This is a genomic window from Streptomyces sp. NBRC 110611 (genome assembly GCF_001590865.1).
Classification (GTDB): domain Bacteria; phylum Actinomycetota; class Actinomycetes; order Streptomycetales; family Streptomycetaceae; genus Streptomyces.
On record NZ_BBUY01000031.1, the window covers coordinates 5,216 to 30,983 of the forward strand.

Here is a 25,768-nt window from a genome sequence, read left to right on the forward strand (position 1 = left end):
CGATGTCTTGACGCTCGTGACGCTCATTTGACGCTCGTTCTGATGGGGTGTCAGGTGTGTTGCCTCGCTGGTCAGGCGGTCTGATGACTAAGCCGGTGAGGCAGGATCGCCGAGAACTTCGTGGTGCTATGTCCGGGCATGCGCGGCCTATGTGTACGTGCGCGAGGCGGTGGTGTGTGCATCACCGTCTGTGTGCAGACCGGCCGCCCGTGGGGAGTTGCGGGCGTCGCCCGCCGGACGGGCTAGTGGCTCGTCACGCCGGTCAGCATGGACGAGGGCCGCAAGTTGCTGCGGATCAGCCGTACCGCGAAAGACCCGGTCCGACTGCGGCGGGCGATCGTGGTGTTGATGTCGGCCCAGGGCCAGACCGTCAAGGACATCACCTCGCTGATGCAGGTCGGCGAGGACTACGTCCGCTATCTCATCCACGCCTTCAACGAGCGCGGGTTCGACGCGCTGGACCCAAAATGGAGCGGGGGACGCCCAAGATGATCAGTAAGCGGGTGCGCGAGCACATCCGCTTGATCGCCCGGACGTCCCCCACCGACTGGAACATCGCCGCCTTCTCTACCTGGAGCCTGACCAAGCTCGCCGCCCACCTGGTCGAACGCCACGTGGTGCCGAGGATCAGCCGGGAGACCCTGCGGCGCATCCTGCGTGAGGGCAAGGTCTCCTGGCAGGCCACCACGACGTGGAAGGCCTCCACCGACCTGGACTTCATCTCCAAGATGAAGTCTGTCCTGGCTCTGTACGACAGCCCGCCCGGCGACGGGCGGGTCAATCTGTGTCGACGAGTTCGACCCGCTCAATCTCCAGCCGCGCAAAGGCCGGGCATGGCGCCCCGCTGGCAAGCCCCGCAGACTGCGGGCGGCCTACAACCGCTACGGCGGCGTGATGCACATGCTCGCCGCCCTGGACCTGGCCACCGGGAAGATCTACTACCGCATCCGCAAACGCAAGCGGTGGCGCGAGTTCCTCGGCCTGCTCAAGGCCGTGCGGGCTCGCCGGCCCGGGGAGAAGCTGTACGTGGTATTGGACAACTTCTCCCCACACAAGCACGCCGACGTCCGTGCATGGGTTGCCGACAACGACGTCGAACTCGTCTTCCTGCCGACCTACGGCTCGTGGCTGAACTGGATCGAATCGGAATTCGCAGCCCTGCGCTACTTCGCGCTCAACGGCACCGACCACCGCAGCCACAGCGAGCAGAACGCCGCCATCGGCGCCTACATCCGTTGGCGCAACGCCCGCGCCGAGCCGAAGACCAACTTCGCGCCGGACTCACCGATCCGCCGATGGACGGAATACCCGGCCAAGGCTGCGTGACGCTAGGGCCCGAGGACGCCCCCTCCAGTTCCCGTCTCGTCGATCGGACTCCCCACGGCACCCGGGCGACGGCCGTCGACCGGATCGGTACGATCCGGAAGGCGATGGTGAGCGCGCACAACCAGGCGAACGCCACCATCCGCTCCGGGGCACCCGCGCCTCAGTCGCACCGCGCGGCCTCGTGCTCGGCCCGGTGCTGCGTCTCGCGCTCGGCGAAGAAGTGGGCCCCGGCGGTGGCCACCACTATCCCGGTGATCATCTGCACAGAGTAGGTCAGGCTCATCAACGGCGCGGGCAGCCTCGGGTCCCCAGCCGGGACGGGCAGCGTGGTCAGCGTCATCCAGCCGCCCCAGCAGGCCAGTGCGCCGGCGCCGGTCCAGGCGGCGGTCAGCGCCACCAGCACCGGGAGGCGGCGACCACGACCGTGGGCGAGCAGCAGGATGCCGGCGATGGTGAGCACGGCGAACAGGACGTAGGAGGCGTCGTTCACACGGGCGTTGAAGTCCTGGGAGGCGGCCCGCGCGGGGCTCAGACCGAATGTGCCGCCGGTCGCCCACACCAGATGCATCGCACCCGCGAACAGGGCCAGTGTGCTTGCCACGCCCGCGATCAGCCGACGCGCGGACCGGGTCGGCGAGGGCGGCAGCGCCCCGATCCGGCCGCGCCACAGATGCCCCCAGCGCTCCCTGGCGTACCGCACGAAGAGGATGGCCAGCGTCAGGGCCTGCACGATGAAGCCGCTATAGACGACGCTCCACACCCAGGAGTCCAAGAGCGCATCGGCGCCATCATCGGTCACCGTGTGCCCGTGCAGCGCGGCGGCCACTGTCTGGACGGGGAACGCCACGATGATCGGCGCCAGCAGCCCGGACGCGCACCATATCGGCACCGCCAGCAACCAGGCCGGAACCCGCTGCCCCCAAGGCCGGGTGAGCAGGAACGCCAACAGGATCACCACGCCGTCCATGAGCACGGTGAGCGCATTGATCGCCATCAGGGAATTGCCGTCCTGGCGCAGCTCGCTGCCCTCAGGGATGCCGATGTGGCTGCCCGCGAACCAGGCGATCTTGAGGGAGAGGTACGGGAGGCAGGCGACAACGGCCGTCGCCCGCAGCGCCGCGCCGACGCCCCGCCGTGGAGCGGGAGCCAGGGCGCGGCGGGCGCGGTGTCGGGTCAAAGCGGTCATGGCGCCCAGCCTTCCGGCCGCCGCCTGCCGCGTGCCTCAGCCCCGACGACGATCCTCCTCCGCCGTACGGGGGAGGGCGCAACGCACCTGCTGGCCCCTTCGGTGTGGACTTCCTCCCCGTTGCACGACGCCGAGGCCGCGCGCAACGCGGTCCGCGCGCCCCCCACCTCAACGGCGCCGCGGAGGTCTTCCGTGCGTTCGTCGAGCAGAACGCGGACGCGCTCGACGCAGCTTCCCCGACGATGCCCGCACGGCTGGACGCAGCCGAGGTTCCGGGGCGGGCGACCTGAGGCGGAGCTGTTACCCGACCAACGATGCGTGACGAGCCACTAGTTCGCAGGTGAGGGGGCTTGGGGCGGGTCGGCTCGCCACTCGGCTGCGATGCCTCGCATCAGCGGCGGGTACACGAGCAGGTGCCGGAACGGTGCGATCGCGGCCATATAAGCCTTCCCGAACAGGCCGTTCGGCTTCACGAGCACGGCCATCTGGCCACGGTGGCCGCCGGCTCCGTCCGGGACCCAGCTCATGTGCATCACCCCGTGCATGGTCCGGTTGCTCATCTCCGACGCCCACTCGTTGTCCGTCAGGTAGACCGAGCGGAACGGCAGGCGATCGAACTCCGGCCCGAACGGACCGTCACGCAGATCGGCCGGCAGCCGGTCGCGCAGCGTCGATACCCGGGAGCCGACACCGGAGTCGGCGTTGTCCCAGCCGAGCAGCGTCCCGAGCCTCCAGCGGATCGCGAAGAGCGCGCGGGCGACCCAGGACGGGTTGTCCGACGTGTCGCCCACGGTGGTCTGCCGCACCAGGTGCGGGAAGTCGCCCGGGCCTCCCGGCGTCGGCAGGGCCCACACGTCGTAGAGACGGAAGTCGGGCGTGAGGTCGTGGATCAGCCAGGGCCGGGTGGTGTGCGCGGTGTTCGGGAGTTTCATGCGTGGACCTCTGTCTGCTCAGTGATGTGTCACGACGTGGGGTGAGTCCGAGTACGCCCGCGACGGCGCGGGGCGCGAGCGGCTCATCGTGCGGAGCCTGACCGGCCAGGGGGGCACGGTCCCCTCGAGCGCGCCGACCAAGGCGAGTGAGAGAGTCACCCTGACCTGCGATGCGGCCGCAGCCCCGCTGTGGATTTCTGGTCAACCGGGCCCGCATAGGCGGGTGGCTCTGCCCGGGGCGACTCAATGGGTATCTCTGTGCCTGCTGTGTCGGTGGGTGGGGACTCCGGGGCGGTCGCGGTGGCGCAGATGGGTCGGGTCCGCGCCGCGTAGGAGCGGGCTGCGGTGAGGAGGCCGAAGCCCAGGCCGCCGAACGCCATTCCGCCGAAGGCGGCCAGCCAGAGCGTGCCCGAGCGGGTGCCGCCCAGTTCCGGGTCGGGTTCGGGAAACGGCACCACGCCGAGGGCGGCGAGCGGGGCGTAGACCAGCAGGAAGACTCCGTACACCGACAGGCCGACTGCGGTCAGCAAGGCCGGGACGAGGGGGAGCAGCCGTGGCACCCGGCGCCCGGAGAGGACCAGCGTCCAGCGGGGGAACACCTGCCCCCACGGGTACATCAGCCCGGCCACGAGGAAGAATCCGAGCCCCGCGGCCAGCACGGTCACATCGATGCCCACCGAGGCGAGCGCCTTGGACATCTCTGAGCCGCCGGAGTTCGACTCCTGCCATCTCTCGGCCGTGATGCCGAGCGCGTCACCGCCCAGCGTCCAGATGGTTTTGGCTGTGGCCCAGGGGAGCACCCCGCACATCAGCAGGTAGGCCGGCGTCCTGGTGCGGCGGGTGGCGGTCGAGGCGTCGGGGTGGACGAGCGGGGCGTCGTGGCCGCCGGTGTGCCGGTGGCCGCAGCGGGGGCAGGCGCCGGCCAGCCGTCGGCGGTACGACAGACCGACGAGGACAAGGCAGGAGGTGAGGGCCGTGCTCAGCAGCGCATGGGCCAGGCCGGTGGCGCTCTCCAGCCCCGAACCGGACGCCAGGGGGACGAAATAGATGGGCAGCACGGTCATCCCCAGTGCGAACACCGGGGTGGTCAGGATGAGCGCGCACCCCACTGCCATGCGGCCGGGCCGACCGAGCAGTCGCCGACTTGCCCAGCAGGCAGCCGCGGCGACGACGGCCAGAGTGGCCAGGATCAGCTGGGCGAGGGCTGCGTACGGGGCGGGCAGGGGGAAGGGGAGGGTGGTTCCCTTCCCGGCCCGGGCGGCCTCGACGGCGGCATACACCGCGCACCAGGTGACGGCGGCAGCAGGCGCCCACTCCGGCCACCGCCGTGACCACCGGGTCCATCGGGTCCACCGGGGTGTCGGGGCAAGGGACCGTGCGTCCTTGCGTCTCTGCGTCGTTGCGGGGACGGTCACCGTGACCTCCGGCTCCATGGTCTCGATACGTAAGGTCTTGATACTTCACGGGTTTGAGCACGTCTCATCGAACGGTGACCGATGTCAGGGCGCTGACTGGCGAACCCTGCGCAGTGCCGGTCGGCAGCGCCGGACGTAGTAGGCATAGGTCAGCGCCAGCACCATCGGCCCCCACAGCATCGCCGGGCTGATGCACACCTTCGCCAGCAGTGCCCACCAGCCGTTGGCGTACCCCAGAGCATGGAATCCAGGTACGTGGAGCCAGGCGAGCAGTCCGCTTCCCCACAGTGCCGTGGCGGCCAGCCCGCCGAGTGTGGCCGGGATGATCGCCGCGAGCGGCGGGATGTGTTTGCCCCCGATGACCGGAAGCCATCCGGGTGCGATCTCGCCCCATCCCCGGACCAGGCCGAGGCAGAGCAGCGCCAAAGCCTCCGACAGCACGCTGAGTCCGAAGACATAGGGGATGGCCACGTACCGCGGCATGGGTGACGCGTTCGGATCGATCATGCCCATACTGAAGTTGAACGCGAAGGGCAGCCGCCACAGACAATGCGGGAGCAGGACGAACGGGATCGCATGGGCGGTGACGACCGCCCACCTGGGAACGGGATGCTCGGTGTCGTGTGAAGCCGTGGCCGGGCGTTGCCCGTTGAGCGCTGTCATGAACCTCAGCGTCTTCGATCCCCGAAGCGGTGCCATCGCTCCAGAGGCTGACGTCCCTCCCCCAAGAGACGGAGCTCCTGTCAGCAGACGCAATCGTCAAACGCCCGAGACCCGTTTCGAGCACAACCGCTCATAGGTACGAAACAAGCTCAAGCTGTGGCAGGCAGGTCCTCCGCCGCGTGACGGCGCTTCCAGTACGCGACGGTCACCACGGCAAGCAGCGGTCCCCACAGGATCAGCGGCGTGTAGCAGACGTAGAACGAGGCGGCTTCCCAGCCGCCGACCTCGCTCGGGAAGTCGCCGGGCAGGTCGTCGCCTCGGATCGTGGTGCCCATGATCTGGGTGGCGAGGGTCAGGACGGTCCACAGGAGAGTAAGGATCGTGGCCCCGATGGCGGCCGGGATGAGCGCCGCCTTCGTAGGGACCCGGCGGCCGCGCAGGAACGGTATCCAGCGCGGGAACACCTCGCCCCAACGGGCGATCAGCCCGATCGCGGTGAACGCGAGGACTTTGGAGAGGACCGACAGGAAGACGATGTACGCCCGTCCGCCGAACCCGATCCCGTCGCCGAACGCAGCCGGGAGCCGCCAGAGGCTGGCGGGCAGGACGGTGAACGGCACAGCGTAGGCGGTGAGTTGCATCCGCCGGGACACTCCGGCAACGGGCTCATGGGCTGCCCGCCATGCGGCGCGGAGTCGCCCGGGGCGGGCGTCGGTGGGCTCTTCGATCTGCAGGAGCGGCTGCATGTGCGGTCCTCGGATTTCGGTCAGCTGAGGGATGGTCCGTTCGCTTGTGAAGATCGCCGACAGAGGGGCGCCGTGAAACGCTCTGCAGGCTGAACTGGCTCCGCCGTACGGCCGATGGAGCGGTGCGCCCGAAGAATGAGGGCAGGGCACCGCAGCAACCGGAGGTCAGCGCGCCGGCCGACGTCAGCCGAGGTTTGAGGTGCGTTGGCGCATCATCAAGTACGGGGAGGACCAACAGACTGCAGTCGTTGCTGTTGCCGGGCAGTGGCCGGCCCACGGCGACGACCCAGCCGTGTATCGGCATCGATGACGACCTGGTGGTTGGTGGAGCACCGGCAGTTCTTCGACTGCTCGGCCACCGTGTGGTCACGCGTGGGCACCAAGGTGCCATCCACGGTGATGCGGTCGGCCGCGGACTTCGAGATTCCGAACAGCGGCGCGAGCTGTCGCAGCGTCAGGTTGGTTCTCCAGTACGCCGCTGCCAGCAGGACGCGGTCCTCCAGAGGCAGGCTCCACGGCCGGCCTCGGCGGACCGCGTCCGCTCCCTCACGGCGCAGGGCGGTCACGAGCTTGCCGAAGCAAGGTGGGCTCAGCCCGGTGCACGGGCCTGTCCAGGGCGGCTGCGACGCCGTGATCACACCTGCCACGCATTGATCATTTCACCGCCGTTTGGGCTCCTCGTCCAGCTTCCCAGCCGTCGGCCAGACGGCGCCGCCACCAGAGGTCGGAACGCCACTGCCGATGCGTGGCGAAGGGATCCGGCAGCGTGCGCTCGACGTACCTGGCATCCAGGACACGCACCCGGCGTTCAAGCTCGGCGCGGGGTCTGGGAGGCAACTGACGCCTGACCTCCTCAAGCACGTCGCGTGCGTGCCGCACGTCGTCGAAAGAACAGCCGCGGCACGAACACTCCGCATCGTGCGGATACAGAGGTCGACGTCCTCGTGGTTGCAGAAATGCTCGATACCGCCGCAGCGCACGGTCGGTGGCGCCGTGGTAGATGTAGTAGTCGCCCGAGAGCCGCTCTACTCGATCTATCGCGACGCTGGTTCGGCCAGACAGGCCGTGGATCCGGTCTGGAGGCAAGCTCCACGCGAAACGGGGAGTCTGTTGAGCGCGCAGTGCGCCGGGGCGCTTACGCGGCATCGGCCTTTCGGTACGTGAACATGAGGACCATCATGCCAGCCTCTACGGTCTGATGATGGCCAGGAAGGTATCCGGTATCGGCTCGCACCAGGACTCAATCCCCACATGCCATCCGGGGCGGAGTAGCGGGACAGCCCTTTAGACCATGTCCTATGTGGTGAGGCGAACGAGTCGCTTGTAGCAGCAGATGGCGGCGGCGAGTCCAAGAAATGCCAGGTAGTTGCGGGAATGGCTCTCGTAACGGGGACTGAGCCTGCGGTAGCCGGACAGCCGCGAGATGGTCCGCTCGATCCAGCGCCCGCCTCGCCCTACATTCCTCGGCAGGTGCGGCTCCGGTCGAGCCCGTTCCAGATCCGAGTGATCTTCCCGCCCCACGTCGGGCAAAGCGACACGGATGTGCCCCAGTTACACGATTCATCCGACGCTGCCTGACCATGGGAGTTGTGGAGGGACGGGGCGGCGAGGATCGGTCTTGGCGCGCTCAACCGGAGGAGTTGGTAGCAGTCGCAGGAGTGCTCATGGCCTCGAAGTGGAAGGCGTTGATGTAGCAGTCGCGTGGCTGCTGAATGGCAAAGGTGATGCAGTCGATCACCGACTGCGCGGCCAGGGGGGCATGCGCACCGCGCGGGGTGGCATCCCATTCCGGGGACAGAGGGTCGCGGCTGCTGTCGAAGTCCGGTGGGAACAGGGAGATCACGCGCACGCCCTGGGGGCGCAGGCCGTGAGAAAGGGCTTCGGTGAAGCCGCGTTGGGCGTGCTTGGCGGCGTAGTACGCCTCGTGGGCCCTGGGGTGATGAGCGCCGGGCACGCCGCAGAGGGAAACCAGGGTGACCACGTCGGGGCGGTTGGAGGCGAGCAGCAGGGGCAGCAGGTTCTTGGTGATCAGGATGGTGCCGGTGCCGCCCGAGGCCAGGGTCTCGGCCACGTCCTGGTCGGAGGCCGACAGCAAATCGGGGCCTTCTAGCCAGCGGGCGCCGTTGTTGACCAGGATGTCGATGCGGTCGGCGCGTTCGGCGACCGCCTTGACGAAGGCGCGGATCGAGGCGGGGTCTGTCAGGTCGCAGGCGAAGGCATGGGCCTTCTCGTGGCCGCGGTCGAGGAGTTCGGCGCGGGTGCGTTCGGCTGCTTCCAGGGTCCGGGCGGCGAGGAAGACTTCGGCGTCGAGGTCGGCGAAGTGGTGGGCGAGGGCGCGGCCGAAGTCGCGGCCGGCGCCGGTGATGACAATGCGGCGGTCGGTGAGGTTCATGACGTGCTTTTGATCCGGGCGAGTGGGGCCCTGCCGTTTCGTCCCTGCGGTAACCAGTACGGCGCGGCTGTCCGACATGAAAATCTCCTCATGAACGCAGGTTCCCGAGCTGCCGTGATGACCACCTTCGGTGCACAACAGCCTGGCGTCTCAACGTAAGTTGAGGTCGCTGTGAGCGCCCCAGTCTTGATCGTTTGCCATCGAAGTTGGTCCTTGCAGGCTAAGCGGATGCGATGAAGTGCGCTGCTGATCCTTCGCCGTGCGGTTTCGTCGAGGGCTCACCGCCGAGAAGGATCAACACTTGACTTCGCCGCAACCGCTCAGCCCGTCCAGCGCAGCAGGGCCGTCACCATCGCCGCACCCACCATCACCACCGGGAACGGGGCCTTGCACAGCCGCAGGCCGATCCCGGCCGCGACGCCGGCGACCACCATGAGGTCGAGAGCGGACCAGCCGGGCCCGGCCAGGTCGACCATGACGAAAGCGGCGAGCAGCGCCGGAGCCATCAAGGCCATCACCGACCATGCGCGGGAGGGCAGTTCACACCCTCCGAAGACGGCGGGGCCGACAGCCTTGAAGGCGAAGCCGAGCAGGGCGACCGCGGTGATTGCGGCCCACACATGTGCCGCATTCACAGGGTTGCCTCCTGAGCGATCCGGCCGGTCCTGTCGGTGCGCGCGAGTGTGACCAGCGCCGCCGCCCCCGGACCCGCGACCAGGGCCGGCCCCGCGGGAACGACGGCGATCAGCACGCCCGCGACCCCCGCGCCGATACCGGCGGACAGCCACCCCTCCCGCGCCCGCTTGAGTTCGTCGATGAGCAGGACGGCGAACAGCGCCGGGGTGAGGACGTCGAGGCCAAGCGTGTACAGGAGCTCGGGATCGGGGGCGACGGCTACGCCGATGGCCGTGCCCCCGACCCAGGACAGCCACTGGACCAGTGTCGCCCCGAAGAGCAGCGACCGGTCGAATCGGCCGCCGCCCAAGTGGGCCGCGGCCCACGAGCCATCGACCACCGCCTGCCCCTCAAGTGCCCGGCGCAGCCGTCCGCCCTGCAAGTCCCGTGCGATGGCTATGCCCATCGGGATGTAGCGGATGTTCACCAGGGCGGCAGCGAGCACGGCGGCGAGTGCGTCGCCGCCCGCACCCAGCGTGGCCACCATCGCGAACTGGGCCGACCCGGAGAAGACGATCAGCGAACAGACAACGGGGGCGACCGGCCCCCAGCTCTGGGACTGGGAGAGCGCGCCGAAGCTGATGGCAAGCAGGAACGAAGCGGCCGCGAGGCCGGATCCGGTTCTGAGCCCGGACCGGAAGCTGCCGAGCGGGGTGACAGGCCCTCGCCGCAGTAGAGTGTCCATCCTGGGACTCTAACAAGCTATTCGACTTATGGTCGTTAGATTGCGTGGTGGCGCGTTAGGGTGGAGGGGTGACCGAGGAGCGGAGACCGACTACCGAGACGATTGAGCCATCGCACATCGCGGGCCACCCCGTCCTGGACTTCGTGAACACCGTGGCCTGGCGCACTGACGACAGCCGCCGAGCCGAGCGCGTACCGGACGCCGCGGCCTGGACCCGCTGGGCCGCCGCGGCCGGGCTTTCCGCGACGGCCCTCCCCGACGAGGCGGCCCTGCACGGCCTGCGCGACGTGCTCACGGCAGTCCTGGACGCCCTCGCCGGCGGCACCGCACCCGCGCCCCGCGCCTGGGACGCCCTGCGCAAGTCCACCCTCGCCGCCCGCGAGCACGCCGGGCTGCCCCGCGCTTTCCCTCTACGTCTGATTCCCGCGACCGTGTACGACGAAATTGCCCTCCAAGCGGAGGAGTTGCTCGGCGACACGCACGCACTGTCCCGCGTACGCCGCTGCGAAGGGATGGGCTGCGGCTGGTTCTTCCTGGACCGTAGCCGCAACGGCGCCCGTCGCTGGTGTAGTTCGGGCGACTGCGGCAACAGGGACCGGGCCCGGCGCCATTACGCCCGTACGAGACGAGCTGGCTAAGCGGATGCGGTGAAGTGCGCCGCTGTGCCTTTGCCGTGCGGCTCGGTCGAGGGCTCGGCGCCGGGGCTTGCGGAAAACCTTGTCGAAAACCCGGTGATTGGGCTCCAGCCGACTTGCACAAACCCGCTGGTCAGACGGCCCGTCTTGCGATCGTCTCACAGGGGGCATCACGGTCGCGGCGGATACTCCGGCCAGCCGATGACAGGCTAGCGGATGCGCCTGCCGCAGTGCGCCCGTGGTGCTGGCTGTAGCAGCTGCCCTGGGCTTCTATGGGGACGCGGTAGTCAGGAGCGCTCGCGAAGGGGAGGGGGACTGTCGACCGGTTGGAGTGGCTAGTTCGTTTTGTCGGTTCTCGTGGGTTTGATTACGGGTGGCAGTGGTCTGTCCGCGCCATAGGCGATGGGGTGGGATCCCACAGGGCGGTGGGGCTCGGTGTATGCGGCTGCGCTGCCTGGGCTCCACCGGGCTCCTGGGCACGCCTTCATCCTCCTCCAGAGCTGTCGCCGCTTTCCTGCAAGCCGGGCCTGTGGGGAATGATCGCCGGGATGCCAGGAGTGCCTTGGAGGAAGGTGTGCTCCGTTACCGGCTGCTGCCGGCGCCGACGGCGCGGGCTCAATGCGTCCGTGTCGCGGCCGGGCGGTCCGGGCCGGCCGTGGGGCAGGGGCGTCGGCGGCGCAGGATGCGGACCAGCAGCGGGGGCAGCAGTGCGCACTGCACCGCGACGGCTGTCCAGAAGAGGCCGGGGTGACCGGACTGCTCGGTCAGTTCGTATCCCTTGCCTCCCGCGATGCCGCTGGCGAACGCGCCGATTCCGGCTGCCAGTCGCTGCCGGCCGAAGACGACCGCGGGCGAGCGGGGGGACTGGGCCAGGGCTTCGAGGTCGTTCGTGAGGAAGAGGACGATCTCGCCCAGGCAGATGAGCAAGGCTCCGGCAAGGATGGTGGCGGGATGGCCGACGGCGAGGGTGCACATGCCGGTGGCCAGCGCGGCGAAGCCCAGGATCAGGGCGCGGGTGTAGGGCAGGTGGGCGATCCAGTCCGACAGAAGAGGCTGCGCGACGACGAGGATCATGGCGTAAAGGGACAGGACCAGGCCGTAGAACACCGTCGAGGTCCGGGACACGGTGTAGACCGAGAGGTAGTGCTGGAAGAACATGAAAAGGTACACGCTCAGCGCGGTGATCGCGAACGGCAGGACCGGCAGTCCGGTGCGGTCCGTGTACCGGCTTTCATGCGCCTTGTCCTGGTCTTCCCCGCGTGGGGGCGGTTGTCCGGTGCCGTCAGCGTCTTCCCGTTCTTCCGGCCGACGGTCGGGGATCTCCACGGGCAGCAGGGCGTGCCCCACGGTGATGGCCGTGAACAGTACGGTGACCGCGGTGAAGAGTCCGACCGAGGCGCTGAGCACGAAGGGTGCGGCGGCGATCGGGCCGAGTGCGATTCCGGCGTTGAGGGCGGAGCTGCTTGCGGACAGCAGCAGCGGGCGCCGTTCCCGGTCGACGCGGTGCACCAAGTACGCCTTGTTGGCGGGCAGGTAGAGCGCGGCGCCGCAGGAGACGAGGAAGAGCGCGGTGACGGCCGCGGCCGGATGGCCGAGCCCGGGCAGGAAGCCGGCGAAGCCCACCGTCCGGATGACCAGCGCGAGCAGCATGGTGCGCTGCAGCCCAATGCGCCCGGCGACCGCGGCTCCCACGACGCCGCCGGCGAACTGCACGAACGACGCGATGGCGAGCACCACGCCGACGGTGCCGAGCCCCATGCCCAGCCGCTCGTGCAGCAGGACGGACATGAAGGGCAGTACTGCGAAGCTGCCCAGGGGGATGAGGAATGATCCGGCCAGCAGGACGTACTGCGGTCCGGTCAGGTGGGCGAGCCGTGTGAGGCGGGAGCGCGGTCGGTCGGGTGAGGCGTGGTGCGACGGCGTCATCCCTGGTCGTTGGGTGCAATGAGCGGACGTATACTGCCGGCGGCGCTGAGCGCCCGGTGCAAGGCCAACTCCGCGGTCGCGGCCTCGGCCAGGACGATCCCGGTGCAGCTGCGCTGATCCTCCAGGTGCGCCACACGCTGCCCCGGTGCGGCCGTGGGGTACCACTGAGGTGAGCCCGGGAAGGCGGACAGGCCGTCCAGTCCCGTCCAGCCGGTGAGGGTGCCGGGCCGGCCGGGGTAGACGAGTACGAAGCCGGTGGCGGGACCGGGGCCAGGGCCGGGTGCGGAGCCGGCAACGGGGTCCAGCAGTGCGGGGCGGCGGCCGAGAGCGATATCGACCATGGCGTCGTAGACGTTGGTGGCCAGGGAGCGGCACAGGGCCTCGCCGACGAGCGCGCCGCCGATGCGGCGGTTGATCTCCACCAGTTCCGGGCCTTCGGTGGTGAGGATGAACTCCACGTGTGCGAAGCCGGTGTCGTGGTCGGCCGTCTTGAGCACGCGTCCCACCCATTGCTGGATCAGGTCGAGTTCGGGACGGGGGAGGGCGACGGGGAAGGCCGATGCCTCTTCGCGGACGGTGGGCTCGGGGGACATCTGCCGGCTGAGGACGCCCAGGAGTGTCGTGTCGCCTGCCCAGCTGAGGGTTTCGGCACTGTAGACGGGGCCGGAGAAGAAGGGCTCGGCGAACAGTCGCCCGGTGAAGGGGCGTTGTGCGGCCTCGGCCAGGGCGGTGTGCAGTTGCTGCTCGTCGCGCACCGGCCAGACGTTGCGGGAGGAGGTGCCCGCGGAGTCCTTCAGGATCGCGGGCAGGCCGATCTCGTGGAGGATCTCGGCGGCTGCGGAGGGAGCGGCCGGGACGATGAGGGCACGGCCGCGGCTCAGGCCGTACTCGTGGAGGAGGTTGCGGACCCGGCTCTTGTCCCGCAGCAGGCGGACCGCGGTGGGGTCCGGTCCGGGGAGGCCGAGTTTGGCGGCGAGGTCGGCGCCGGGGATGCTCCAGGTATCGGTCGAGTTGATGAGTCCTCGAAGGCCGGGCAGGGCGGTCAGGGCGGCGGCGCAGGCGGACTCGTCGGCCGTGTCGACGTCGACGATGTCGAGTGCTCCGGGTTCGAAGTGTGCCAGTTCGTGGCGGTAGATGTTCCGGTCGCCGGTGAGCAGGCACAGCCGGTGCCCGGCGTTTCCGGCTGCCTCGGCGAGGTGTTCCAGTCCGAAGGTGAGTGCTTCCAGGGCGGCGATGGTCACGATGACGGGTCCTCCTCGGTCGGCTTGGTCGGTGCAGTGAGTGGTGCCGGTGCTTGCTGGGGTGCCTGTGTCGGCGAGCACCCCGGTGTCTGCGGGGGTGCTGCGGCTGCCGAGGGTACGGTGGCCAGGCGTACGTCGAAGGGCCGCCGTTTCCACTCCATCGCCGACCAGGGTGGGGCGAGGTCAGTGAGGGTGGTGATCTGGTGCGGTTTGAGGGGGCGCGGGTCGAGGGCTTCGTGGTGGCGGGCGAAGACGCGTTCGGTGTAGCGGTGGCCGGTGTCGGCGCCGATGACCAGGTGCATGTGGTCCGGGTGGCGGGTGGCCTCCCAGCTCGCGACGAGGTGGGCGGCGCCGGTGGACAGGCCGGCGAACACGGCGTGTTTCCTCAGTAAGCCGACGGCACCGGCCATGGCGTGGCGGAAGTCGAGCCAGTGGAGGGTGTCGTAGAGGTCGTGGCGGACGTTGTCGAACGGGATGGAGCTGCCGATGCCGGCGATGATCGCCTCGGGATCGCTGAAGCCCTCGCTGCCGAAGGTCACGCTGCCGAAGGGTTGTATGCCCAGGAGGCGTACGGCCCGGCCGCGCCCGCGCAGGGGCTGGACGAGGCCGCCGGTGGAGGAGCCGGTGCCCACGGCCCCCACCACGGTCAGCGGCGTGTCGGGCAGTGCGCGGTTGACCAGGTCGGCGAACTCGCGGTAGCCGGTGTAGTGGACGGCGTCGTGGTACTGGCGCATCCAGTGCATGCCGGGCCGCTCGACCAGCAGCTTCCGGACCCGGAGGACCCGGCGTTCCTGGTCGAGTCGCAGGTCCTGGGAGGGCGGCATCTGGTCCACGGTGGCGCCGAGGATCTCTAGTTGGGCGCGCGTCGCCGCGTCGACGGTGGTGGAGGCGACGATGTGGCAGCCCAGGCCGTAGCGGTGGCATGCCATGGCGAGGGCCAGTGCGTAGATGCCGCTGGAGCTGTCGACGAGGGTCTGGCCCGGTTGGACGATCCCTCGCTCCAGCAGAGTGCGGATCGCGCCGAGTGCGGCGTAGACCTTCAGGGTCTCGAAGCGGGCGAGCACGATGTTGTCGGACAGCCGCAGCAGGTCGGGTGCCTTGATTGCGTCGGTGATGTGCCCGTGAACCGGGGCGGGTACGGGTGCGGGTGCGGAACGGGTCGAGCTCACCGTCACCGCCCGATGGAGCGCAGGTAGTGGCCCAGGTTCTCGGCAGCGGTGACGTTGCGGGGGCCGCTGACGGCGTCGCCGATGGACATGACGAAGAAGCGGTTGTTCTTCACCGCTGGTACCGACTTCAGGCGGGGGAGCGACTTGACGTAGGCGATCTTGTCCTGGGCGGGCTGGTCGGCGTAGTCGACGATCACGACCACCTCGGGCCTGGCCTTGATCACTGGTTCCCAGCCCACCGCCGTCCAGCCCTTGCCGAGAGCGTGGAAGACGTTGGTTCCTCCGGCGGCGGTGATGATGTCGTCCGGTGCGGCGTGGCGGCCTGTGGTGAACGGCTGGTCGGTGCCCGAGTCGTAGACGAACACCCGGGCCGGGCCGCCCTTGTCGGGCCAGGTCTTCTTCAGTGTGGCGACGCGGTTCTTGAGATCGGTCACGAGTTTGTCTGCCCGCTGCTCGACGCCGAAGATCTGGCCCAGGTTGGTCAGGTCGGTGTAGAGCGCTTCCAGGGGAGTCACGTCGACGCTCTTGTTGCCGTAGTCCCAGCAGGTCTCGGTGTGCAGGTAGCTGGCGACGCCGACCTTCTTCAGCAGGGCGGGCGTGATGCCGCGTTCCTCGCTGAAACCGGAGTTCCAGCCGGCCAGCACCCAGTCGGCCTTGGCATCGACGACGATCTCCCGGGTAATGCGCTCGGTGCCGAGGCGTTCGACCTTGGCGTAGTCCTTGCGCCAGGGCGAGCCCTTGATCGCAGGGTCACCGAGTTTGTTCATGACGTAGCCGCGCATCCGGCCGCCCAGCCCCAGGGAGAACATCTTCTCCGCCCCGCTGATGTCGTAGGCCACTGGGCGCTTCGGGCGGGTGTAGGTGGTGTCCTGCCCGCAGTTGGAGACGGTGACCGTGTCGTGTGTGTGCTTCGCTGTCGGCTCGACCTCCGCGCCGCAGCCGGTGGTCATCAGGATCCCGGCCGCCAGCAGCCCGGCGGAGAGGGTACGCGGCAGCGTCCGGGGGACGGGTTGTCGGATGCGTCCTCGGGTCATGAGTGCGGTCCTTCCGATGAGGCGTCGGCGGGAGTTCGGGGGCCGGTGGGGGCCAGGGAGAGGTCGTAGAGCAGCTGGGGGTTTCCGGTTCGCGGGTGGGGGACGATCGTCGCGTCGACGCCGAACACCTTGCGGACCAGCTCGGGCGTCAGGACCTCCGCCGGATCGCCAGAGGAGACCAGGCAGCCGGAGCTGAGCACGGCGATGCGGTCACAGACCTGGGCCGCGAGGTTGAGGTCATGCAGGGCCGTGAGCACCGTCAGTCCGGACCTGCGCAGGAAGGACAGCAGCTCCACCTGATGCCGTACGTCCAGGTGATTGGTCGGCTCGTCGAGGACCAGGACACGGGGCTCCTGAACCAGCGCCCGCGCGATGAGGATCCGCTGGCGCTCCCCGCCGGAGAGGGTCAGCACGCTGCGATCGGCGAGGTGGGCGACGTCCAGCCGCTCCATCGCCTCCCGGCACAGCGCACGCTCGCGAGCGGTCAGGGGGCGGTTGCCCCGTGCGTGCGGGGCACGGCCCAGCGCCACCACCTCCTCGACGGTGAAGTCGAGTTCGGTGTGGCTCTCCTGGGTCAGGGCGGCGATCGACCGGGCGCTGTCGCGAAGTCCCCGTGACGTCAGGTCGCGGCCGTCGAGCAGGACGGCCCCGGAGGTGGGCTTCAGCGCCCGGTAGACGCAGCGGAGCGCGGTGGACTTTCCGCTGCCGTTGGGGCCGACGAGTCCCACGATCTGGCCGGCGGCCACGTCGAGGCTCAGCCGGTCGACCAGGGCACGACCGGCTGCCTCGACCGTCAGGCCGCGCAGGGAGAGGACACTCTGCATCTACCGGCCTCCGAACAGATAGCCGCGCCGCCGCATCAGCACGATGAACACGGGCACACCGATCAGCGCGGTGATCACCCCGAGCGGCAGCTCCTCCGGCGCGAAGGCGGTACGCGCCACCAGATCGACCCACACCATGAAGCAGGCCCCGGCGAGCGGCGCGACCGCGAGCACCCGCCGGTGGGTGGCGCCGACCCAGATCCGCACCACATGGGGCAGGACCAGCCCGACGAAGCCGATCGCGCCGCTGACCGCGACGATCAACCCGGTGACAGCCGCGGTCAGCGCGAACAACCAGCGTCGCAGCACATCCGCGTCCACGCCCAGGCTGGCCGCGGTCTCGTCCCCCAGCGACAGCACATCCAGCGACCGGCTCTGCCGCAGCAGCACCACGACCGCGACCAGCACCGCCGCTCCCGCCGCCGGCAGCGACTCCCAGGACGCCGACCCCAGACTGCCCAGCAACCAGAACAACACTGTCCGCGCGGCCTGACCGTTCGGAGAAAGGAAGACCAGGACACTCATCAACGCCTGGAACCCGTACGCCAGCGCCACCCCGGTCAACACCAGCCGCAGCGGCGTCAACCCCAACGGCCCCCGCGCGGCCAGATACACCAGCACCGTGGCACCCAGGGCACCGAGGAACGCCGCGGCCGACAGCGCGTAGACCCCCAGCCCCGCGAACACCCCAAACACCACCACCGCGGTCGCCCCCACGGACGCCCCCGACGAGATGCCCAGGACGAACGGGTCCGCGAGGGCGTTGCGCACCAGCGCCTGCACGGCGACACCGACGACAGCGAGCCCAGCCCCGACCACCACGGCGAGCAGAACCCTGGGGGTACGCACGTGCCAGACGATGGAGTACCCGGTCACCTCGTCCGCCCCGATGCCGCCGCCCGTCACGGCCGCGGACAGGAAGCGCACCACATCACCCAGCGGTACGACGGTGGGCCCCAGCGCGACACCGGCCACGACGGAAACCATCAGGATCACCGAGAGCGCCACCAGAGTGACTGGCAGCCTCCCGCGGTCCTTCGTATGTGAGCCAGTTGGCGTGCGAGCTACCTCAAACTCCACCCGCTCACCGGAAGTCGGACGCGTCCGCATCAGAGCTCCCGTCCGCCGGCGGACGGTTCCGGCCGGATTCCCCGCACGATCAGTCGCTGCGCGTGGTTGTCGTACGGGGCGCCGTCGAAGTCCCCGTAGCACCGCATGTCGGTGAAGCCGGCCGCCTCGAAGAGGGCACGCAACTCGGCCGCGCTGTAGAGGAAGGAGGTGATCGACGCCTCCCGCGCGACCTCGTCGCGCACCAGCGTCCAGTCGGTGCGCAGCCGTGTCCAGCTGTCCAGGACGGTGTCGCGCTGTACGACGTACGCGCCGTCGTCGAGTTCGACGAGCTTGGGGCGGCCGATCCAGCCCGCGAGGACTTCCTTGCCCATCACGTCGACGAGCAGCTGTCCGCCCGGCTTCAGCGAGTCATGGGCGTTGCGCAGCACCCGCTCGTTGTTCCGCGGATCGTCGAAGTAGCCGAACGACGTGAAGACGTTGAGCACCACGTCGTACGACTCCGGCTCGACGTGCGTCAGCATGTCCGCCTGCGCCAGCCGGACCTCGACTCCGGCCTCCTCGCAGGCCGCACGGGCCCGCTTCAGCATGGCCGGGCTGAGATCCACCCCCGTCACCACATATCCGCGACGGGCCAGCGGCACTAGATACAGGCCGGGCCCGCAGCACAGGTCCAGCACCCGGCTTCCGGCCGGGAACGCAAGCAGCGGTGAGCCCACGACGACACCCGCTGTCTCGGTGCGCCTGCGCTCGGAGAACATCGTCTCGGAGAAGTCCGACCAGAATCCGTCGTCCTCGTACCAGTGCATACCGCTGCAACCTCGCTCCCGGGGCCGGGGCAAGCCGGACGCCACAGCGCCGCGGGCCTTGTGAGTGCGGGCCTTTCATTACACTGGTCGGCTCCCAACACCATTGAGTTCCCGGCGAGTTCATCATCGACTTCGGAACGGCAGCCTCAGACGGAAATTCGGAATCGTACCGTCCGGGTCCCCTCTGTGCGGGTTAGCTGGCACGATGACGACCGTGACCACTGGGCCCGGTTTCCGCCTCGCACGCGCTGCGGTCTTCGCGGCGGTGTGCGTGCTGACGACGGCCCTGGGACACGTACTGATGTCCGAACAGACCTTGCCGGTGTCGGCGATGGCGCACGCATTCGCCGCGACCACGGCAGGCGCGTGGTGGCTGGCCGGACGGGAGCGCGGTGCGCTCGTGGTAACCGGCTCCGCCATGGCCGCACAGCTCGCGCTGCACACGGCGTTCAGCCTGTCCCAGTCGCTGACGGCACCCACACCATCGACACCCATGGTCGCGCACGGTGGCACAGGCGGTATGGCCGGCATGTCCGGCTCCATGGCCACCGGACACTCCTGGTCCCCTGGCATGGCGCTCGCGCACGGACTGGCCGCACTGATCTGCGGATTGTGGCTGTGGCGCGGTGAGGCGGCGGCGTCCCGCCTCGGCCGCTCGCTGGCCGCCTGTGTCTTCGCGCCGCTGCGACGTGCCCGGCGGTCATTCGCTTTCCCCGGCCAGGCGTCCCCCGTGCGCCCTGTGGTCGCATTCGGCCCGGTTCGGCGGCTGCGCGCAATGTCGCTGAGGTACGCCGTCCTTCGAAGGGGGCCGCCGGTACGTCCGGTCTGCGGCTGACCGCTCGTCCCCGCACACGGGTCGATGGGCGGGGTACTGGCGTACGCGGATGTCCGCGCGTCGGCTCTTCGGCCTGCGGCTCTCCTTCGTGCCACCACCCCCCACCCGCGTGTGCGCGGCGTGCCCGTAGAGCCGCCCAACTGCGAGGCTGGCGCCATGCCTGCCCGGCCCGCACTCATGCGAAGGACCCTTGGGGATGACTCCTGCCCTGGTACGAAACCTGCGCGGCCCGTCCACCGCGCGCAATGAGACGCAGGTGACCGAGTGGGCGCTGGCGGCCGCCCGCACCGGCGACCGTGAAGCGATCGAGCAGTTCATACGAGCCACGCGCCGTGATGTGTGGCGGTTCGTGGCGCATCTGAGCGGCGACGTGGAGGGTGCCGACGATCTGTCCCAGGAGACGTATCTGCGGGCGCTGACCAGCCTGCCCCGCTTCATGGGGCGCTCCAGTGCCCGGATCTGGCTGCTGTCGATCGCCCGCCGAGTGGTCGTCGACCGCTACCGGTCGGTGGCCAGCAGGCCACCGATCACCCACACCGCTGACTGGCAGACAGTGGCCGAAGGAGCCCAGCCGTGCGGCCTCCCCGGCTTCGAGGAAGGGGTGGCACTGCTCGACCTGCTCGAAGCACTCGACGCCGCGCGCCGTGAGGCATTCATCCTGACCCAGCTGCTCGGCCTACCCTATGCGGAGGCTGCCACGGCGGTCGGTTGCCCGGTCGGCACGGTCCGCTCTCGCGTGGCCCGCGCCCGCGAGGACATGACCGCGCTACTGCAGACGGCCGAAGCCGCTGCGGAGCCGCTGTCCGCGGCGAACTGACCACCACCGAGGCCGGAGCGCGGCAGGTTCGTCTTGTCTACGGGCCGCTTTCCACCGTCAAGTGATGCGTGAGCCCCACAAGAGGTCTAGACAACTCTCAAGGCCCAGGTCGCTGACCTGGGCCTCAATTATGGAGCGGGGCGGGAGTCTCAAGCACAGCGGCATGGCCTGGACGATTCTGCGGCCGACGCAGTTTGCCTCGAACGCCCTGTGGTGGGCGGGGGCAATCCGCGAGCACCAAAACGGTCCGCGTTCCGTATGAGGACACCGGGCTGCCCACGATTCACCCTGCGGACATTGCGACGGTGGCGCGAGTGGCTTTGACCGAGCTCGGTCACCGGGGGCGGACGTATGCGCTGACTGGCCCGGAGCGGGTGACAGCCCGGCAGCAGGTGGAGGCCACCGCGGCGGCCCTGGGGCGGGAGGTGCTATGTGCGGAGATCAGCCGGGAGGAGGCCCACAGGCACATGTCCGCGTTCTTGGGAGCCGAGGCCGCGGATGCGGTACTGGATGTGACGGGCGGGGACGTCAACGACGGACTGCTGACAGTGCACGACACGGTCGCTAAGGTCACCGGCTCCGCGGCCAGGCCGTTCCACCAGTGGGTTTCTTCGGAGCGTGTTGCCGCTTTCCGTTGAGGCGCCCGTCTCTGAGTACGTTCATACGTGACGTTTGGTCCAGCCAACGCGACATACGTAGCGACCGCTTCCGGCTCTTCGGGCCGTTATGGCGGGATGATCGACCTGGCTGCCCGTTACGGCAGGGGCAAGGCTGCGCACAGGTGCGTACGACGGTGGACGGTGGGAGGTCGCGGTGGCAGGGCATCCGATGATCGGGTATCTCGTCTGGGCGGTGCTGTTCGGCGCTGTCTTCGCCTGGGAGGGCATCAGCTTGGTCCGGATCGGCGACGGCTTTCCCACGCTCAGCGATGCCATGGACGCCGTCATGCGCTACCCCGTGGGGCGGTGGGCGCTCTTCGCGCTGTGGCTGTGGTTCGGCTGGCACACCTTCGTACGAGGCTGGCACTTCCTGCTCCAGGACCCGTCATGACGGCACATCAGCGGACGGGAGGGCTCCTGCGATGCTCCCCCTGTCGCTGAACATCGCGGTCATGCTGATCGGCTATCTGCTGGTCATGGGGTATCTCGCCCTCGGCCTGCGCACCCTGCGCCGGCATCCGGCCGAGTCATGGCAGCCGCCCCGACGGCTCGCCCCGGATGCCATGAGACGGGGCTGGCTCGGCTTGATCCGTCAGGTGGTCGGCACCGCGGTCGGCGGGTACGTGCTATTGATGGCCGTGTCGGTCGGCTACTACCGCGGTGTGGCACGTGTGGCCCCCCAGTTTCTGGCAAGTGCGTTCACCGGGGCCGCGACGCTCATCGGGATCACCTTGCCGCTGTTCTTCATCGCGTCGTGGGTAGTGATGGCCGTGCGGCGGCGATCGGCGGGCGCGACCAGACGGTGACCGGCCGGACGTTGCCTCTCCGCTCACCTGGCGACGGGATTCAGCTTCGCTAGGTGGTGATGCGGATCTTTGATTGCTTGTGGGGGGAGCTGTTCCCAGTCCTCCATGAGGCGTGCGGTGAGTCCGTGGGTCTTGGCGAGTTCGATGAGCGTTTCGGTGCGGTAGTAGAAGTCCTCGCGCAGGACGTGGTGTTGCGTGCCTTCGGTGCGGTTGAAGGTGAAGTCGAAGAAGCCGTTCGGTGCCAGGACGCGGGGGAGGTGGGACATGCACTCGTCGATGACCTCGATCGGGGAGTGGGAGAACACGCTGTGTGCGTGGACCACGGTGAAGTGTTCCGCGGGCAGGGCGGTCAGTCGCAGGTCGCGGACGAGGGCGAGGTGGGGCAGCTTGTCCTGGAGGGTGCGTTCCACCAGGGTGTCCTGGGCTGCGAGGAGGATTTCGGGGGAGATGTCGATGCCGTGGTAGTGGCCGGCGTCGAGGTAGTCGATGAAGCGCCAGCCGGCGCGTAGGTTGCCGCAGCCGATTTCCAGCATCCGGTCGTCCGGGGTGAGTCCGTGCCGTAGCCGGTAGTCGAACTGCATCTGGCCGAGCGCCAGCCACCTCTCGTGGGAGGCGCTGCCGACGGCGGCCGTGGGGCTCTTGGCGGTGTCGGCCTTCATCACGGCCCGGTAGTAGGCGACGTGGTCGCGGGTGGTCAGGCGTAGTTTCCAGTCGCGTCCGAGGCGGTGCAGGTAGGGTCGTACGCGGTCGGGATGCCGCACGGCGTAGCGGATCTTGTGGGTGAGACGGGCCCGGTTCGTGCGGGTGCGCTCAGAGCCGGCGGCCGCGTCCATCGTCGCACCTCCTTGTCCTTCTGTTCTTGAAAGAACCGACGGAGTCGGGCGGCAGGTAGGCAGGTGATCCACAGACCGACGATCGGTGCGACCCGGGGGACGTGTGCGTCGTTTGCCGGCCTGTGGCCCGCGTCACCCTACGCTGCCACGGAAATGTCGGCCATCGCAGGAGCGCCATACGGGTGACCACGCCTGGGCAGCTTCCCGGATTCGGTGGCCACCTCGCCGCGCTCGGCCACCGGCGCGTCGTGCGCGTCGCGAGCCCGGCGGACCTGGGATGACTCCGTCCTGTACCGCAGCACCCGCCGGCGGTCACCGCCCTCGCCCGGGACACCGCAGCCTTGGCCGCCGGGCGGCGGAGGCGCTGCTGGACGGAGGGACCGTGCGGCGGCAACAGGATGCGACGCCGTGCCTGGTGCCACGGGAGTCCACGGGTCCGGCGGGAGCATCGGGTGATAGTGCGTGAGCTGGCTGGACGGGCGGGCAGCTGATGGACGCGCGAGGCGGGCCGGCTGGGAACTGCGGCCGTCGGACGGGGCACGGGACTTTCCGTGACGCCGGGGGTGTACCAGGATGTCGCCCGTACCCCCTACGCCGTCACCCGGCCTTTTGCACGACGACCGGACGTGCCCCGCACACCGCACGCCCGCGCGCCGCGTGCAGGGAGACAGGAGAACCGATGGACCTCGCCCCCGATCCTTCCGCCGCCCACCCGGTCGACGCCGTCGTCGTCGGGGCCGGGCTCTCCGGCCTCTACCAGCTCCACCGGCTGCGTGAACTCGGCCTGGCGACGGTGGTCTTCGAGGCCGGTGCGGACATCGGCGGGACCTGGTACTGGAACCGGTACCCCGGGGCCCGCTGCGACGTCGAGAGCATGTCGTACTCCTACTCCTTCTCCCCAGAACTGGACCAGGAGTGGGAGTGGAGCGAGCGCTACGCCTCCCAGCCGGAGATCCTGCGCTACATCCATCACGTCGCCGACCGCTTCGACCTGCGCAGACACGTCACACTGCGCACCCGGGTCACCCGCGCTGTGTACGACGAGGACCATCACGTCTGGCGGGTCTCCACGGACACCGGACGGACCGTCACCGCTCGGTTCGTCGTGCTGGCGTCGGGCTGCATGTCGGCCCCCAAGGATCCCGGGATTCCCGGGGCTGACAGCTTCACGGGCGCCGTCTACCACACCGCCCGCTGGCCGCGTGAGGAGGTTTCCTTCACCGGCAAGCGGGTCGCCGTGATCGGAACCGGATGCTCCGGTGTCCAGGCCATCCCTGTCATCGCGGACGAGGCGGCCGCACTCACCGTTTTCCAACGTACCCCGGCCTACGCGCTGCCGGCCCACAACCGCCCGCTGCGGAGCACGGAAATCGCGGAACTCAAGGCGCGCTACCCGGAGTTCCGCAGGGCCCAGCGGCTGTCCCGGGGCGGTACCATCTTCGAGCCACCGACCCAGTCGGCCCTTGAGGCGGACGAGGCGGAGCGCACGGCCGCCTACGAGGCCGCCTGGGACTCGGGGCTGCTGAGCGGGCTGCTGCGCACCTACACCGACATCCTGACCGACGAGAAGGCCAACGAGACCGTGGCCGAGTTCATCCGGTCCAAAATCCGGTCGATCGTCACTGACCCGGCGACGGCCGAACTGCTCTCCCCGCGCACGTTCCCGTTCGCGACCAAGCGTCCTTGCCTGGACACCGGGTACTACGCCACCTACAACCGGCCACACGTGACGCTGGTGGACCTGCGCATGACCCCGATCGAGACGATCACGCCCCGGGGCATCCGGACCTCGGACGGGGAACACGCCCTCGACGCGATCGTCTTCGCCACCGGCTTCGACGCCCTGACCGGCTCCCAACTCGCCATCGACATCGTGGGCAAAGGCGGTATGACGCTCCGGCAGAAGTGGGCGGACGGCCCGCGGAACCATCTGGGGCTCGTCTCGGCCGGCTTCCCCAACCTCTTCACCGTCCTCGGGCCCCTGAGCCCGTCCGTGCTCACCAACGTCGCGGTGTCGCTGGAGCAGCAGGTGGAGTGGATCACCGACTGCATCGACTATCTGCGGAGGAACAGCCTCACGGAGATCGACGCTGCTCCAGCGGCCGAGGCGGACTGGGGTGCCCACGTGGCGGAGGTCGCCGCCCGGACGCTCTACCCTGCCGTGGCCTCCTGGTACACAGGAGTGAACATACCGGGCAAACCGCGCGTGTTCCTGCCCTACGCCGGTGGGCTGGACCGGTACCGGGAGCAGTGCGACGCCGCGGCCCGGACCGGTTACACCGGTTTCATCCTCTCCGGCACCTCCTCCCCGTAGGTCGTTTCGTCCTGCTGTTGTGTCCCGCAGACCGGTGCAGTGGTTGCGTGCTCTTCGTCGGCAGGGGGCGGTGTTGGGATGTCGGTGCTGCTGTGGCTGCTCTCTTCACGGTGCCTTTTCAGGGCGAGTTCCTTGGCCAGCTTCTCGGAGTACAGCCGCATTTCTGCCTCTGTCCTGGGTTCGAACACCGTTGCCTCTCTTGAGCTCTATCGTGCTGCGGACGAAGCGGAAGTTCGTGTGTGCTGCCCTCGCCCGGCATCGGGCGAGGGCAGCAGCGGATGAGTCATGCGCGTCTGCTGTACGGCGGGCTGCCCGCAGGTCGCGCCTTCGAAATGAGCGGCCGGTCAGGCTTTCGCGAGCGCCTCGATTGTGGTTCCCCGCTGTTGTGCCCAGTTCTCCAGTGTGGTGCGGCAGGCGTGGTCGAGGTGACGTACCTCGGACAGGTCGAGTTCGACGGGCCGGTCGTGGGGGAGGGCTTCGAGGGTTTCGAGCATGCGGGGCAGCCGGAGGAAGGTCGCGGATCCGGTGAGGGTGACGATGAGCCGGCCGTCGGTCGTCTCGTGGGTGTCGATGTGGATGTGGGAGGTTTCCCAGGCGCACTTGACCACGGCGAGGACGATGCCGAGGAGGGCGCCTTCGAACATGTTGGTGGTGATGATGGCGATCGCGGTGACGGCGAGGACGACGGCTTCGCCGCGGTGCTCGCGCCACAGGGGCAGGAGGTGCTTGACGGGGATGAGTTTGCAGCCGGCGTGGACGAGGACGCCGGCGAGCGCGG

Annotated in this window: 24 protein-coding genes and 4 pseudogenes; 9 read left to right on the forward strand and 19 right to left on the reverse strand. The window is 69.2% G+C overall.

Annotation, left to right across the window (positions count from 1 at the left end):
• The first annotated feature begins 267 nt into the window (after positions 1–267).
• Both AZE13_RS37620 and AZE13_RS37625 read left to right on the forward strand, forming a co-directional pair.
• Positions 268–492 (forward strand): helix-turn-helix domain-containing protein, encoded by a 225-nt coding sequence (locus tag AZE13_RS37620; RefSeq protein WP_220127625.1) that lies wholly within the window; start codon positions 268–270, stop codon positions 490–492.
• Between the two features lie 288 nt (positions 493–780).
• On the forward strand, positions 781–1,326 hold the full coding sequence (locus AZE13_RS37625) for an IS630 family transposase (protein WP_258528127.1): 546 nt from the start codon (positions 781–783) through the stop codon (positions 1,324–1,326).
• A gap of 160 nt (positions 1,327–1,486) precedes the next feature.
• Here the strand turns inward: AZE13_RS37625 and AZE13_RS31700 are convergent, their stop codons facing one another.
• The 10 genes and pseudogenes from AZE13_RS31700 to AZE13_RS31740 all read right to left on the reverse strand — a co-directional run bounded on the left by AZE13_RS31700 (position 1,487) and on the right by AZE13_RS31740 (position 10,020).
• Positions 1,487–2,512, reverse strand: coding sequence for a hypothetical protein (locus AZE13_RS31700; RefSeq protein ID WP_258528124.1), 1,026 nt, complete (start codon positions 2,510–2,512; stop codon positions 1,487–1,489).
• A 329-nt stretch (positions 2,513–2,841) separates the two neighbouring features.
• On the reverse strand, positions 2,842–3,444 hold the full coding sequence (locus tag AZE13_RS31705) for a DUF2867 domain-containing protein (RefSeq protein WP_066939850.1): 603 nt from the start codon (positions 3,442–3,444) through the stop codon (positions 2,842–2,844).
• A 155-nt stretch (positions 3,445–3,599) separates the two neighbouring features.
• Positions 3,600–4,724, reverse strand: coding sequence for a hypothetical protein (locus AZE13_RS31710; protein WP_066939853.1), 1,125 nt, complete (start codon positions 4,722–4,724; stop codon positions 3,600–3,602).
• Positions 4,725–4,943: 219 nt separating this feature from the next.
• Positions 4,944–5,522, reverse strand: a complete 579-nt coding sequence (locus AZE13_RS31715; RefSeq protein ID WP_066939856.1) for a hypothetical protein — start codon at positions 5,520–5,522, stop codon at positions 4,944–4,946.
• A gap of 149 nt (positions 5,523–5,671) precedes the next feature.
• Positions 5,672–6,268, reverse strand: coding sequence for a hypothetical protein (locus AZE13_RS31720; RefSeq protein ID WP_066939858.1), 597 nt, complete (start codon positions 6,266–6,268; stop codon positions 5,672–5,674).
• A gap of 244 nt (positions 6,269–6,512) precedes the next feature.
• A pseudogene (locus AZE13_RS34820) lies at positions 6,513–6,915 on the reverse strand (helix-turn-helix domain-containing protein); the annotation flags it as partial.
• A gap of 649 nt (positions 6,916–7,564) precedes the next feature.
• Positions 7,565–7,711: pseudogene (locus tag AZE13_RS34830) on the reverse strand (IS5/IS1182 family transposase); the annotation flags it as partial.
• A 184-nt stretch (positions 7,712–7,895) separates the two neighbouring features.
• A complete protein-coding gene (locus AZE13_RS31730) occupies positions 7,896–8,660 on the reverse strand; it encodes an SDR family oxidoreductase (RefSeq protein ID WP_066939864.1) in 765 nt (254 codons plus the stop codon).
• A gap of 320 nt (positions 8,661–8,980) precedes the next feature.
• Positions 8,981–9,295, reverse strand: a complete 315-nt coding sequence (locus AZE13_RS31735) for an AzlD domain-containing protein (protein ID WP_079124580.1) — start codon at positions 9,293–9,295, stop codon at positions 8,981–8,983.
• The gene (locus AZE13_RS31740; RefSeq protein WP_066939869.1) at positions 9,292–10,020 is read right to left on the reverse strand and encodes an AzlC family ABC transporter permease; all 729 of its coding nucleotides are present in this window, start codon (positions 10,018–10,020) and stop codon (positions 9,292–9,294) included. The genes AZE13_RS31735 and AZE13_RS31740 overlap by 4 nt, the downstream gene beginning before the upstream one ends.
• Before the next feature lie 68 nt (positions 10,021–10,088).
• Between AZE13_RS31740 and AZE13_RS31745 the strand changes: the two genes are divergently transcribed.
• The gene (locus AZE13_RS31745; RefSeq protein WP_220127626.1) at positions 10,089–10,658 is read left to right on the forward strand and encodes a CGNR zinc finger domain-containing protein; all 570 of its coding nucleotides are present in this window, start codon (positions 10,089–10,091) and stop codon (positions 10,656–10,658) included.
• A 612-nt stretch (positions 10,659–11,270) separates the two neighbouring features.
• On the opposite strand, the gene AZE13_RS31750 is transcribed toward AZE13_RS31745, so the two are convergent.
• The 7 genes from AZE13_RS31750 to AZE13_RS31780 form a co-directional block, all read right to left on the reverse strand.
• Positions 11,271–12,581 carry an MFS transporter gene (locus AZE13_RS31750; protein WP_066939872.1) on the reverse strand — a complete coding sequence of 437 codons (1,311 nt, stop codon included), beginning with the start codon at positions 12,579–12,581 and terminating at the stop codon, positions 11,271–11,273.
• Complete coding sequence (locus AZE13_RS31755; RefSeq protein WP_066939876.1) at positions 12,578–13,822, reverse strand: ATP-grasp domain-containing protein; 1,245 nt, start codon at positions 13,820–13,822, stop codon at positions 12,578–12,580. Before AZE13_RS31755 ends, AZE13_RS31750 begins: the two co-directional genes overlap by 4 nt.
• A complete protein-coding gene (locus tag AZE13_RS31760; protein ID WP_079124581.1) occupies positions 13,819–14,997 on the reverse strand; it encodes a pyridoxal-phosphate dependent enzyme in 1,179 nt (392 codons plus the stop codon). Before AZE13_RS31760 ends, AZE13_RS31755 begins: the two co-directional genes overlap by 4 nt.
• The gene (locus AZE13_RS31765) at positions 14,994–16,025 is read right to left on the reverse strand and encodes an ABC transporter substrate-binding protein (protein WP_079124582.1); all 1,032 of its coding nucleotides are present in this window, start codon (positions 16,023–16,025) and stop codon (positions 14,994–14,996) included. The genes AZE13_RS31760 and AZE13_RS31765 overlap by 4 nt, the downstream gene beginning before the upstream one ends.
• Positions 16,022–16,849 carry an ABC transporter ATP-binding protein gene (locus AZE13_RS31770; RefSeq protein WP_066939878.1) on the reverse strand — a complete coding sequence of 276 codons (828 nt, stop codon included), beginning with the start codon at positions 16,847–16,849 and terminating at the stop codon, positions 16,022–16,024. Before AZE13_RS31770 ends, AZE13_RS31765 begins: the two co-directional genes overlap by 4 nt.
• A complete protein-coding gene (locus AZE13_RS31775; RefSeq protein ID WP_258528128.1) occupies positions 16,850–17,836 on the reverse strand; it encodes a FecCD family ABC transporter permease in 987 nt (328 codons plus the stop codon). It lies immediately after the preceding gene.
• A 122-nt stretch (positions 17,837–17,958) separates the two neighbouring features.
• On the reverse strand, positions 17,959–18,726 hold the full coding sequence (locus AZE13_RS31780) for a class I SAM-dependent methyltransferase (RefSeq protein ID WP_066939881.1): 768 nt from the start codon (positions 18,724–18,726) through the stop codon (positions 17,959–17,961).
• 214 nt (positions 18,727–18,940) lie between these two features.
• On the opposite strand from AZE13_RS31780, the gene AZE13_RS31785 reads away from it, so the two are divergent.
• The 5 genes and pseudogenes from AZE13_RS31785 to AZE13_RS31805 all read left to right on the forward strand — a co-directional run bounded on the left by AZE13_RS31785 (position 18,941) and on the right by AZE13_RS31805 (position 21,843).
• Positions 18,941–19,561, forward strand: a complete 621-nt coding sequence (locus AZE13_RS31785; protein ID WP_258528126.1) for a hypothetical protein — start codon at positions 18,941–18,943, stop codon at positions 19,559–19,561.
• A 196-nt stretch (positions 19,562–19,757) separates the two neighbouring features.
• Positions 19,758–20,378, forward strand: a complete 621-nt coding sequence (locus AZE13_RS31790) for a sigma-70 family RNA polymerase sigma factor (protein WP_066939887.1) — start codon at positions 19,758–19,760, stop codon at positions 20,376–20,378.
• A gap of 148 nt (positions 20,379–20,526) precedes the next feature.
• Positions 20,527–21,016: pseudogene (locus AZE13_RS31795) on the forward strand (hypothetical protein); the annotation flags it as partial.
• Between the two features lie 175 nt (positions 21,017–21,191).
• Positions 21,192–21,428 (forward strand): DUF6186 family protein, encoded by a 237-nt coding sequence (locus AZE13_RS31800; protein ID WP_147264776.1) that lies wholly within the window; start codon positions 21,192–21,194, stop codon positions 21,426–21,428.
• 61 nt (positions 21,429–21,489) lie between these two features.
• Complete coding sequence (locus tag AZE13_RS31805; RefSeq protein WP_147264777.1) at positions 21,490–21,843, forward strand: DUF6256 family protein; 354 nt, start codon at positions 21,490–21,492, stop codon at positions 21,841–21,843.
• A gap of 49 nt (positions 21,844–21,892) precedes the next feature.
• Here AZE13_RS31805 and AZE13_RS31810 read toward each other — a convergent pair.
• Positions 21,893–22,676: pseudogene (locus AZE13_RS31810) on the reverse strand (class I SAM-dependent DNA methyltransferase).
• A 679-nt stretch (positions 22,677–23,355) separates the two neighbouring features.
• On the opposite strand from AZE13_RS31810, the gene AZE13_RS31815 reads away from it, so the two are divergent.
• Positions 23,356–24,990 carry a flavin-containing monooxygenase gene (locus tag AZE13_RS31815; protein WP_066939896.1) on the forward strand — a complete coding sequence of 545 codons (1,635 nt, stop codon included), beginning with the start codon at positions 23,356–23,358 and terminating at the stop codon, positions 24,988–24,990.
• 344 nt (positions 24,991–25,334) lie between these two features.
• Here the strand turns inward: AZE13_RS31815 and AZE13_RS31820 are convergent.
• On the reverse strand, positions 25,335–25,768 hold a 434-nt coding region (locus AZE13_RS31820; protein ID WP_147264778.1), incomplete at its 5' end, for an STAS domain-containing protein.

Coding starts and splice junctions, on each gene's coding strand:
- AZE13_RS37620 (WP_220127625.1), top strand. CDS start 268: ATGGACGAGGGCCGCAAGTTGCTGCGGATCAGCCGTACCGCGAAAGAC.
- AZE13_RS31700 (WP_258528124.1), bottom strand. CDS start 2,512: ATGACCGCTTTGACCCGACACCGCGCCCGCCGCGCCCTGGCTCCCGCT.
- AZE13_RS31705 (WP_066939850.1), bottom strand. CDS start 3,444: ATGAAACTCCCGAACACCGCGCACACCACCCGGCCCTGGCTGATCCAC.
- AZE13_RS31715 (WP_066939856.1), bottom strand. CDS start 5,522: ATGACAGCGCTCAACGGGCAACGCCCGGCCACGGCTTCACACGACACC.
- AZE13_RS31720 (WP_066939858.1), bottom strand. CDS start 6,268: ATGCAGCCGCTCCTGCAGATCGAAGAGCCCACCGACGCCCGCCCCGGG.
- AZE13_RS31730 (WP_066939864.1), bottom strand. CDS start 8,660: ATGAACCTCACCGACCGCCGCATTGTCATCACCGGCGCCGGCCGCGAC.
- AZE13_RS31740 (WP_066939869.1), bottom strand. CDS start 10,020: ATGGACACTCTACTGCGGCGAGGGCCTGTCACCCCGCTCGGCAGCTTC.
- AZE13_RS31750 (WP_066939872.1), bottom strand. CDS start 12,581: ATGACGCCGTCGCACCACGCCTCACCCGACCGACCGCGCTCCCGCCTC.
- AZE13_RS31765 (WP_079124582.1), bottom strand. CDS start 16,025: ATGACCCGAGGACGCATCCGACAACCCGTCCCCCGGACGCTGCCGCGT.
- AZE13_RS31770 (WP_066939878.1), bottom strand. CDS start 16,849: ATGCAGAGTGTCCTCTCCCTGCGCGGCCTGACGGTCGAGGCAGCCGGT.
- AZE13_RS31775 (WP_258528128.1), bottom strand. CDS start 17,836: ATGGTTTCCGTCGTGGCCGGTGTCGCGCTGGGGCCCACCGTCGTACCG.
- AZE13_RS31780 (WP_066939881.1), bottom strand. CDS start 18,726: ATGCACTGGTACGAGGACGACGGATTCTGGTCGGACTTCTCCGAGACG.
- AZE13_RS31790 (WP_066939887.1), top strand. CDS start 19,758: ATGACTCCTGCCCTGGTACGAAACCTGCGCGGCCCGTCCACCGCGCGC.
- AZE13_RS31805 (WP_147264777.1), top strand. CDS start 21,490: ATGCTGATCGGCTATCTGCTGGTCATGGGGTATCTCGCCCTCGGCCTG.
- AZE13_RS31815 (WP_066939896.1), top strand. CDS start 23,356: ATGGACCTCGCCCCCGATCCTTCCGCCGCCCACCCGGTCGACGCCGTC.